The sequence below is a fragment of the Polaromonas sp. P1_G2 genome (assembly GCF_056405515.1).
Genome location: NZ_JBFUBY010000269.1, coordinates 1 through 9,197, shown reverse-complemented (window position 1 = coordinate 9,197; position 9,197 = coordinate 1). Strand labels below are relative to the sequence as shown.

6 protein-coding genes are annotated in these 9,197 nt (G+C 64.5%); 2 read left to right on the top strand and 4 right to left on the bottom strand.

The window, feature by feature from the left end; all coding sequences use genetic code 11:
- The 3 genes from AC1D0P_RS20970 to AC1D0P_RS20960 all read right to left on the bottom strand — a co-directional run.
- On the bottom strand, positions 1 to 265 hold a 265-nt coding region (locus AC1D0P_RS20970), incomplete at its 3' end, for a type II secretion system protein (protein ID WP_477678516.1).
- Between the two features lie 124 nt (positions 266 to 389).
- The gene (locus AC1D0P_RS20965) at positions 390 to 1,919 is read right to left on the bottom strand and encodes a type IV pilus assembly protein FimV (protein WP_477678515.1); all 1,530 of its coding nucleotides are present in this window, start codon (positions 1,917 to 1,919) and stop codon (positions 390 to 392) included.
- A 549-nt stretch (positions 1,920 to 2,468) separates the two neighbouring features.
- Positions 2,469 to 4,967, bottom strand: coding sequence for a transketolase-like TK C-terminal-containing protein (locus tag AC1D0P_RS20960; protein ID WP_477678514.1), 2,499 nt, complete (start codon positions 4,965 to 4,967; stop codon positions 2,469 to 2,471).
- A gap of 106 nt (positions 4,968 to 5,073) precedes the next feature.
- On the opposite strand from AC1D0P_RS20960, the gene AC1D0P_RS20955 reads away from it, so the two are divergent.
- A complete protein-coding gene (locus AC1D0P_RS20955) occupies positions 5,074 to 5,541 on the top strand; it encodes an Lrp/AsnC family transcriptional regulator (protein ID WP_477678517.1) in 468 nt (155 codons plus the stop codon).
- An 8-nt stretch (positions 5,542 to 5,549) separates the two neighbouring features.
- Here the strand turns inward: AC1D0P_RS20955 and AC1D0P_RS20950 are convergent, their stop codons facing one another.
- Positions 5,550 to 7,385, bottom strand: coding sequence for a 7TM diverse intracellular signaling domain-containing protein (locus AC1D0P_RS20950; protein WP_477678513.1), 1,836 nt, complete (start codon positions 7,383 to 7,385; stop codon positions 5,550 to 5,552).
- 199 nt (positions 7,386 to 7,584) lie between these two features.
- Here AC1D0P_RS20950 and AC1D0P_RS20945 point away from each other — a divergent pair, with 199 nt between their 5' ends.
- Positions 7,585 to 8,976: an esterase-like activity of phytase family protein gene (locus AC1D0P_RS20945; RefSeq protein WP_477678512.1), complete on the top strand. Its 1,392-nt coding sequence runs from the start codon at positions 7,585 to 7,587 to the stop codon at positions 8,974 to 8,976.
- Positions 8,977 to 9,197: the final 221 nt, after the last annotated feature.

The following is a 9,197-nucleotide window of genomic DNA, read 5'->3' as shown; positions in this document are numbered from 1 at the left end:
CCCCAGACCACAGCACGCCGTTTCCGACGGTCGTGGCTTGGGTCGCCGTCAAGTCACCTGGCAGCATGCGGTAGCGGTCCATAAACCCGATGTAAGCCGTCTGGATGCCAGACTTCTGGTCGATGATGTTGCGCACGCGCGCCGACTGGATCAGTTCCTGGCCGCGCAGGATGCCGCCTATCAGCAGGCCGACGATCATCAGCACAATGGCGATTTCGACGAGGGTGAAGCCGCGTTGGCGGCGTGAAGGCAATGGACGTTTCATGATGCTTGGCTCCTGTGGATGTTTGCGATGACGAGGGGACTGACGGGAAAGCAAAAGCGGTGATCGGGCCCGGACGATGACCGCGCCGGTCGAACGTTTGAGATGGACGCTACGGATGCGCAGTTCATGCCGTGCGTACTCCATAAGCCGTGGCCATGCGCAATGCGTCGTCGACGGCGCTGCTGGCGGTGGATACGGGCAGTTTGTGAGCGGCTGGCGGCGCTGCTTGCGTTGTGGGCGCAATGGGGGGCTCTTGCGGTTGGGCCTGGAGCACCGCGGACTGGTAGAGCGGATTGCCGGGGTCCAGTTCATGGCCTAGAACCAGAACACGGTCCCAGAGTTCTCCTTTTTCGCCGGTCAGCTCGCGCAAGAGGTGTATGCGCTGCGCGAAGCCGGCGCTGTCGCCCCTGGTGTACAGCACGCGCGCCAGCAGGAACCAGGCCTCGTGGCTGCGCGGGTTTTGGCGGAGCTGGGTGTCCAGCAGCTGTTGCGCGTCGGCCAGGTGGCCGAGGGCCAGCAGGGCGCGGGCTTCGTCCAACTGGGATGTATCTGCCGGCGCCGGCGCTTTCCGTTGCTGCATGTAGTCACCGTAGGCGCGTTCGGCTTCGGCCGGGGTGAGTTCGAAGACGGAGCCCGCGGCGCCTACGCTGTCGGTGAACTGGGGGCGGCGCCGGGCGCGCCTGAAACGCAGGGCCCCGAAGATGGACAGTGGCACAGCTAACCCCGCAAGCACCCAAAGCCAGATGGATGCATGGCCGTCACGGCGGGTGGGCTGCATGGGCGGCAGGCTTGCGGCTTTGGGCGCCGACACCACAGCTGATGGAACGGGTGCGGTTGCCGTGGCGGATGCCGGGGTTTCCGGCAGAGGCGCCGGCGGCGCAGCGGCCGCGGCCTGGTCGGCCAGATCGCGAATTTGCCGCGCGTTGTGCTCCAGCTCCTGCATGCGCGCCTGCTGGTCGGCCTCGCGGCGCTGTTGCGCGATGCGGTCAGCCTGATCCGATTTGGCCTTGGCGAGCCGCAGGCGGTCTTGCGCCGGCCTGGCAGCGGGTGCGGAGCGGCGCGTTGAAACCACTCCCGCATGCTCGCTTTTTTTGACGGCTGGGCGCGYTGCTTCAGTCCGCATGCCCGGTATCGCCCTTGGCTTGACTGTCGGTGCGGGTTTGACGCTTTCGGCGAGGGGCTCCGGGGCTTCTGTTTGCGTTTGCGCTGCGGTGGGGAGTTCCGCAACCTCGGCCATCACTACCGGGGCGGGAGAAGAAAACTGAGGGGCGGGCTGCCTGGAATTGCTCGCGTCATCCAGCAGCAATACATAAGGCTGCTGTGAGCTGCCCGTGGGCCATGAAAATTCCAGTACCAGCTCAAGCAGCTGCGTCTGCGCCGCTTGGGGGGCCTGCAGGAGTAGCGCGGCGCGCCGGCGTAAGCCTTGCACTTGCAACAAGGAGACTTGCGCATTGCCCAGCCATGCCGGGTAGGCGATGCCGTTCTCGCGGAATGCCTGCTCGGAGGCGAGCTTCACCTGCAGGCCGGGCTGGATCTCGGATGCCAGCTCAATCTCCACGCGTAGCGGCTGCGCCGGGCCGGAAAGCAGCGTGGCGTCGCCGAGGTTGACCGCGCCGCAAGGCAAGGCGCAACCCATCAGCGCGAAAAGCGTCATGCGGATGAGCAGGCGGGAGCGATGCTTGAATTGGCCACTGGCACGCGGGCCGGGTGCGATGTGAAGAACGTGGTTTGCGAATCGTCCGGCTTCGCGCGGGAGGCCTGCCGTGCGCAGCATGGTGGCGTGAGAGGCCTCCATTGTGCTGGGCGCGGCGTGCTTGCAATTCATGTTGTTGCAGGGGGAAATCAGTAAGGAGTCGTAATAGTTGCGATACGGAATGTTGTGAAGCTTAATGAGCGCATCCCTCGAAGAAGTGAGAGATCGTCTTTGTACGGACAATCTTTGTGTGATGTTTTTACTTCTTTGGTTTTATGTCGATGAGCCTTGTGATGCGTCGAAAAGACGCATTACCCGCAGGTGTCGGCTTGCGCGGCAACGAAAAGGATGCTTGGGGAAAAAGAGGGCGTGTCTTGCGGGCACGCGCGTGGCGAAGCCGGCATTGCCGGTCACCTCAGCTGGGAGGTGCAGGCAAGTGTGGAATGCGCGAGGCTTGTCCGCTCCCGGGCGAAGCAAGCCCCGCCGGGTTTGGGACTCAGGAGAGGCCGCTCAGGCGGGCTTGAGCAGGTGCAGCGCGGCCTTGGCGATGCTTTGCGCATCGACGCTGAAAAACTCCCGCAGCGCGGCGCGTGTGTCGCTGCGGCCGAAGCCGTCGGTGCCCAGCGTCAGGTAGCGCCGGCCTTCGGGCAGGAAGGCGCGGATGCTTTCGGGAACGGCGCGCACGTAATCTGTGGCGGCGATGATGGGGCCGGTGCTGGCCTTCAACTTCTGCGCGACGAAGGTCTCAGCGTGCGCTTCGCCGCTGAGAGCCGCTTGCTGGTTGGCCGCGCCGTCGCGCGCGAGTTCGCTCCAGCTGGTCACGCTGTACACCGTGGCGGCGATGCCCTGCTGCGCGAGCTGTTGCGCGGCCTTGATGACTTCGGTAAGGATGGCGCCCGAGCCCATCAGCGTCACTTCGCCGGCGGCCTTCTTGCCGGCGGGCAGGAAACTGTCGAAGCGATAGCAGCCGCGGATGATGTCGGCTTCGGCGCCGGGTCGCAAGTCGGGCTGGGCGTAGTTCTCGTTCATCAGCGTGACGTAATAAAACACGTCTTTTTGCTCGACCATCATTTCCCGCATGCCGCGGTCCAGGAYCACGGCGAGTTCGCCGGCGAAGGCCGGGTCATAGGCTTTGCAGTTGGGGATGGTGGCGGCGATCAGGTGGCTGCTGCCGTCCTGGTGCTGCAGGCCTTCACCGCCCAGGGTGGTGCGGCCTGAGGTGGCGCCCAGCAGGAAGCCGCGTGCGCGCTGGTCGGCGGCGGCCCAGATCTGGTCGCCCACGCGCTGGAAGCCGAACATGGAGTAATAGATATAGAAGGGCAGCATGGCCAGGCCGTGCACGCTGTAGCTGGTGGCGGCGGCCGTCCAGCTGGCGAGCGCGCCGGCTTCGCTGATGCCTTCCTCCAGGATCTGGCCGTCCAGCGCCTCGCGATAACTCAGCACCGAGCCTATGTCTTCGGGTGCGTAGCGCTGGCCCACGCTGGAATAGATGCCGACCTGCTTGAACAGGTTGGCCATGCCGAAGGTGCGTGCCTCGTCGGTTTCGCGGCGCGGCAGGTAGCCGCCCAGCGCCGCGCGCCTGGCGTGCATGTACTGCATCTCGGCGCTGTCGGCGGCGGGTTTGTAGAAGGCCAGGTTTCTGGCCTGCTCGTCACTGAGGGGCAGGTTGAAGCGGTTGCGGAATTCGATGAGGTCTTCGCCGTCAAACTTTTTTTGCGAGTGCGTGGTCATGCGGCCCTGGCCGGCGCTGCCCATGCCGTAGCCTTTTTTGGTGTGCGCCAGGATCACGGTGGGCTGGCCCTGGTGATTCGCGGCCGCGGCGTAGGCGGCGTGGATTTTCACGAGGTCGTGGCCGCCGCGTTTGAGGCGGTCTATCTGCTCGTCGGTCATGCCCTGGGCCAGGCGCGCGAGTTCGGCGTTCTGGCCGAAGAAGTTGTCGCGGTTGAAGCGCCCGTCTTTTGCTGCGAAGGTCTGCATCTGGCCGTCCACTGTTTGCGCGAAGGCCTGGGTCAGCGCGCCGGTCAGGTCGCGCGCGAACAGGCCGTCCCAGTCGCTCCCCCAGACCAGCTTGATGACGTTCCAGCCGGCGCCGGCAAACAGCTTTTCGAGCTCGTCGATGATGCGGCCGTTGCCGCGCACCGGGCCGTCCAAGCGCTGCAGGTTGCAGTTGACGACCCAGACCATGTTGTCCAGGCCCTCGCGCGCGGCCAGGGTCAGCGCGCTCATGGATTCGGGCTCGTCCATCTCGCCGTCGCCGAAGACGCCCCAGACCTTGCGGCCGGTGCAGTCGAGCAGGCGCCGGTGCGTGAGGTAGCGCATGAAGCGCGCGTGGTAGATCGAGCTGATGGGGCCTATGCCCATAGAGCCGGTGGGGAACTGCCAGAAGTCCGGCATCAAATAGGGGTGCGGGTAGCTGCACAGGCCTTGCGCACCCTGGCCGGGCGCGCTGAGTTCCTGGCGGTAAAAGCCCAGGTCTTTTTCGCTGAGGCGGCCTTCGAGATAGGCTCGTGCATAGACGCCGGGCGCGCTGTGCGGCTGGAAGAACACCAGGTCGCCGCGGTGCTGGCCTTCCCCCACACCTTCACGCGCGCGGAAGAAGTGGTTGAAACCGGTTTCAAACAGGTCGGCTGCGCTGGCGTAACTGGCGATGTGGCCGCCGAGTTCGGCGGAGCCGCCGGTTTCGGCCTGGTTGGCGCGCACCACCATGGCCAGCGCGTTCCAGCGCATCAGCGAAGCCAGGCGCTCTTCCATCGCGAGGTCGCCGGGGAACACGGGCTGCTCGTCCACRGCGATGGTATTCATATAAGGCGTGGCCAGCTCGGGCTGCCAGCCTATGCGCTGCTTGCGGGCGACGCGGCTCAGTTCGCCCAGCATGTGCCGCGCGCGGGCGGGGCCGTGGGTCAGGGCCAGCGCCTCAAAGGCTTCACGCCATTCGGCGGTTTCCTGTGGGTCCGGGTCGGCGGGCGTTGCGGCCTGCATCAGCAAATGGTGGGGGGTGGAATCGTTCATGGCAGAAACGACTGTACGCAGCTTTTCCCGGAAGGTGTAGCCTCAATATCGGGGTTTCAGGCGATTCAGAGGCATAAAATGCCGTAGAAATGGATTTTTACAGATGATGCAGCTTGACGCCCTTGATTTGAAAATCCTCGATGAATTGCAGCGCGACGGCTCGCTGTCCAACGTGGAGCTGTCGCGGCGTGTGCACCTGAGCCCCTCGCCTTGCCTGGCCCGCGTCAAGGCACTGGAGGCGGGTGGTGTGATTGATCGTTATGTGGCGATCGCCAATGCCGCGGCGCTGGGTTTGGGCCTCAATGTCTTTATCTCCATCAGCCTGCGCACGCAAAGCAAGGAGTCGTTGGCCGACTTTGAGCGGCGCATCGCCGAGCACGACCAGGTGATGGAGTGTTATTTGATGTCGGGCGACRGCGATTACCTGATCCGCGTGGCGGTGGCCGACATAGGCGCACTGGAGAAATTCATCCTCGAGCAGCTGTCGCCGATCTCGGGGATTGAAAAAATCCGCTCGAGTTTTGCGCTCAAGCAGGTTCGGTACAAGACAGCCTTGCCGTTGCCCAAACGTTGACCGGGCTTTCAGCGTGAGCCGCGCTCGCCCGCCAGCGAGGGATGCGAGGTTTCAATCGCATTGATCTTGGCCAGCAGGTCCTCACGCCGGTTGGCGCCTTCGGCCGCAGCGCTGCCGGGCTCCAGCGGCGAATCGACAAACTGCACCGGCCGTTTGGTGCCGGAGGCCATGTGGTGCAGGCGTACCTTGAGTGAATCGGTCACATCCGCGGCGGTTTGATCGCGAGGCGTGTCGTGCCATATGGCGATGTGCAGGCTGAAGGCGCCCGCATCGGCGAATTTTTCGGAGGCGCGTATGCAGTCCGCCAGGATTTTGGTGGAAACCTCCGACAGGACGGCGCGGCTGACGGGCCCTTCGACCAGCACCAGGAAATGGTTTTCGTCACAGCGCGCCACGGTGTCCACGTCACGCGCGGCACGGCGAAGAATCTCACCGATGCGTGACAGTGCGGCGCCGCGCTTTTGGTCGCCCACCTCGTCATGGCTGGGGGCCTGGTTGAGCCAGTGCAGCATCAGCGCGCCGCAGGCCAGCTTCTGCCGGCGGCCGCGCAGCAGCATGGCCGGCAGCCTGGCTTCGATGATGCGCGGCAGCATCAAGCCGCTGGCGGCGTCATAGGTTGCGAGGGTGGCGCCGCGGTGGTTGGAGAACAGCGCCGCCCGGCTGCGCCATGCCAGCACCCCGAAAACCCAGAGCAGGCCGACCATGGCCGACAGCACGCCCGCGGCCTGCGCCGATTCCACATTCAGCACCCAGCCCGCGTTGTAGGAAAGCCGCGCCAGCGCGGCCAGGCCGATAGGCGCGGCACCGAGCAGCAACAGGAGGTTCCAGGCCTGGCCGCGCAGGGATATCCAGACCAGGCTTGCCAGTATCGCCATGGTGGCCAGCGCCAGCCACAGGTTGCGCAGGTCGCGCGGCACGAAGTCCAGGCGGACCATCATCACGCAGGCCATGAGCAGGCTGCCCGCCGTGACGGCGGCCAGCATCCGGTACAGGCGCGGATGACCGTCCCGGGCATAGCTGGCCTGGGCGCAGAACCAGGCGGCCGCAGCCATGGTCACCGTGGCCGAAACCCAGCCCATGACCTGGTTCAGGTGCACGCTGTAGGGCCAGATGCGCCAGCCGCCATAGCCGATCAGCACCAGCTGCGTGAACATCAGTGTCACCACCACGGCGCCGAACGACAGGAAAACCCTGCTGCGCGACAGGCTGAACGCGGCCAGGCACAGCAGGGCCAGCACGCTGAACATGCCCCACATCAGCCCTATCACCACGCCGACCCGCGAGGCGCCGTCTATGTATTCGATGGGGGTGAGCAGCATGGGCCGTTCGGTGATGGGCCGGCGGTGCTCGAAACGCAGGTAATAGAYCTGCGGCTGGTCGGCGCGCGATTGCAGTTCGAAGCTCGGGACGCGGGTGCGCAAGGCCCAGTAGGCCGGGGCGATCGCCTCGCCCGCGGCGTGGACCTGCCAGCCGCCTTGCGGGTCGCGCGCATAAAGGCTGACCTTGAAGACCGCCTGGGCGGGCAGCCGGACGTACCAGGTCTGCAGGTTCTCGGTGACCGGCAAGGCGAAGCTGGCCCAGACTTCCTGCTTGTCCGAGGTCGGCAGGATGGTGTCGTCGGTATAGGGCTGGAAGACGCGTTTTTCGGCGCCGGATTCCGCGCTGCTGAAGGCGTCGGGCGAGGTGACGGAGTCCTTGGGTACGGCGACCCATTGCAGCGGCTGGGCCAACGTGATCTGGGGGCTGTTTTCATACAGGCGGTCAAACACCTGCGCATGGCTGGCGCCAAAAATGGCGCAGAGCAGCATGAAGAGGAGGCCACGCAGGCTTGCTTTGAAGGACATGGGCATAGCTTATGGCAAAAGAGCGGCGTGACCACAACCGACGGCTGGCCGATTCGGGCAATTTATACCGTGAACAGCTGTTTAAACCGGAAATCAGCGTCGTCCCGAAAATTTCCTTGAGGGGCAGCCCTCCGCCTTCTGTAATGAGGGCGTCACACGAGTTGCACACCATCCGCTTTTCATCAACAGTGGATTGCACATGCCTTTTTCCCGTTTTTCCGCGACGCGGCGCCCTGCCTTCAGCGCTCCCGTCAAAGCCCTCTTCTTGGCGCTGGCCGCTGCCGCGCTGGTGTCGCCGCTGCAAGCCCAGACGGCTTTCCCGGCCACGCTGGCCGGCCATGCCGTGATGCCCGCCAGATCCTTTGTCGCCGCGCCCAAGGATGCGCCGCAGGACCTGCAGGTCAGCGGGAAGTTCACCAATGGCCAGCGCACCGAAGCGCTGGGCACGGTGGAGGGCATGTCGGCCGGCCGGCCCACCGGTGTCTCGCTGCCTTTCAAGGGCCAGCCGCTGCAAGGCCATTCGGGTATCAAGAAGATGGCCGACGGCACCTTCTGGATCCTCACCGACAACGGCTTCGGCGCCAAGGCGAACTCACCCGATGCCATGCTCTACCTGAACCACTACAAAGTGGACTTCAAGGCCGGCAGCATGACGAGGCTGGAAACCGTTTTCCTGCATGACCCGGACAAAAAAGTGCCGTTTCGCATCGTCCACGAAGGCACCAAGAAACGCTACCTGACGGGCAGCGACTTCGACACCGAAAGCTTCCAGTTCGCCGGCGGCGCGCTGTGGATTGGCGACGAGTTCGGCCCCTTCCTGATCAAGGCCGACCTCAAGGGCAAGGTGCTGGCGGTGTTCGAGACCCTGGTGGACGGCAAGGTGGTGCGTTCGCCCGACCATCCCGCCGTCACCACACCTGGCGCGCCCGGCGGCGCGGTCGACTTCCAGATCAAGCGTTCCAAGGGCTTCGAAGGCATGGCGTCGTCAAAGGACGGCAGCAAGCTGTACGCTCTGCTCGAAGGCCCGGTGTGGAATGCCGAGGCGAAAGACTATGAACGTGTGGCCGGCAAGGAAGCTTTGCGCGTGCTGGAGTTCGACGTGCAGGCCGGCAAGTGGAGCGGCCGTTCATGGATGTACCCGCTGGAGGCCAACGGCAACGCCATCGGCGACTTCAACATGATCGACGGCACCACGGGCCTGATCATCGAGCGCGACAACGGCGAAGGCACGGCCGACAAGGCCTGCCCCGAAGGCCAGAAGCGCGCCGACTGCTTCCACGACATCGCGAAATTCAAGCGCATCTACAAGATCGAGATGACGGACGCCAACGTGGGCGGGCCGGTGCGCAAGGTCGGCTACATCGACCTGCTCAACATCGCCGACCCGCAAAAGCTGGCGCGCAAGCCGCTGAACGAGGGCGTGCTCAAATTCCCCTTCTTCACGATTGAAAACGTGGACGTGGTGGACGCGACGCACATCGTGGTCGGCAATGACAACAATTTGCCGTTTTCCAGCAGCCGTGAGCCGAACAAGGCCGACGACAATGAGTTGGTCCTGCTTGAAGTCGGCGAGCTTTTGAACGCTAAATAAGCCGGCGAAGCATCAACGCCTAAAAAGCTACGGGCGTCAGTCGCTATCCATGGGATAGTTTCTGACGCCCGTTTTGCGTCTGGGTAGGACGAGGTGAATCGCTTACATCTTGGACTGGAACACCAGCCCGGCGTGCTCACGCAGCGCATGGAACTTGATCTTGGGCCATTGCTGCTCCACGGCGCGCAGGGTGGCGCTGTGGTCCACCAGCAGGGTGGGCG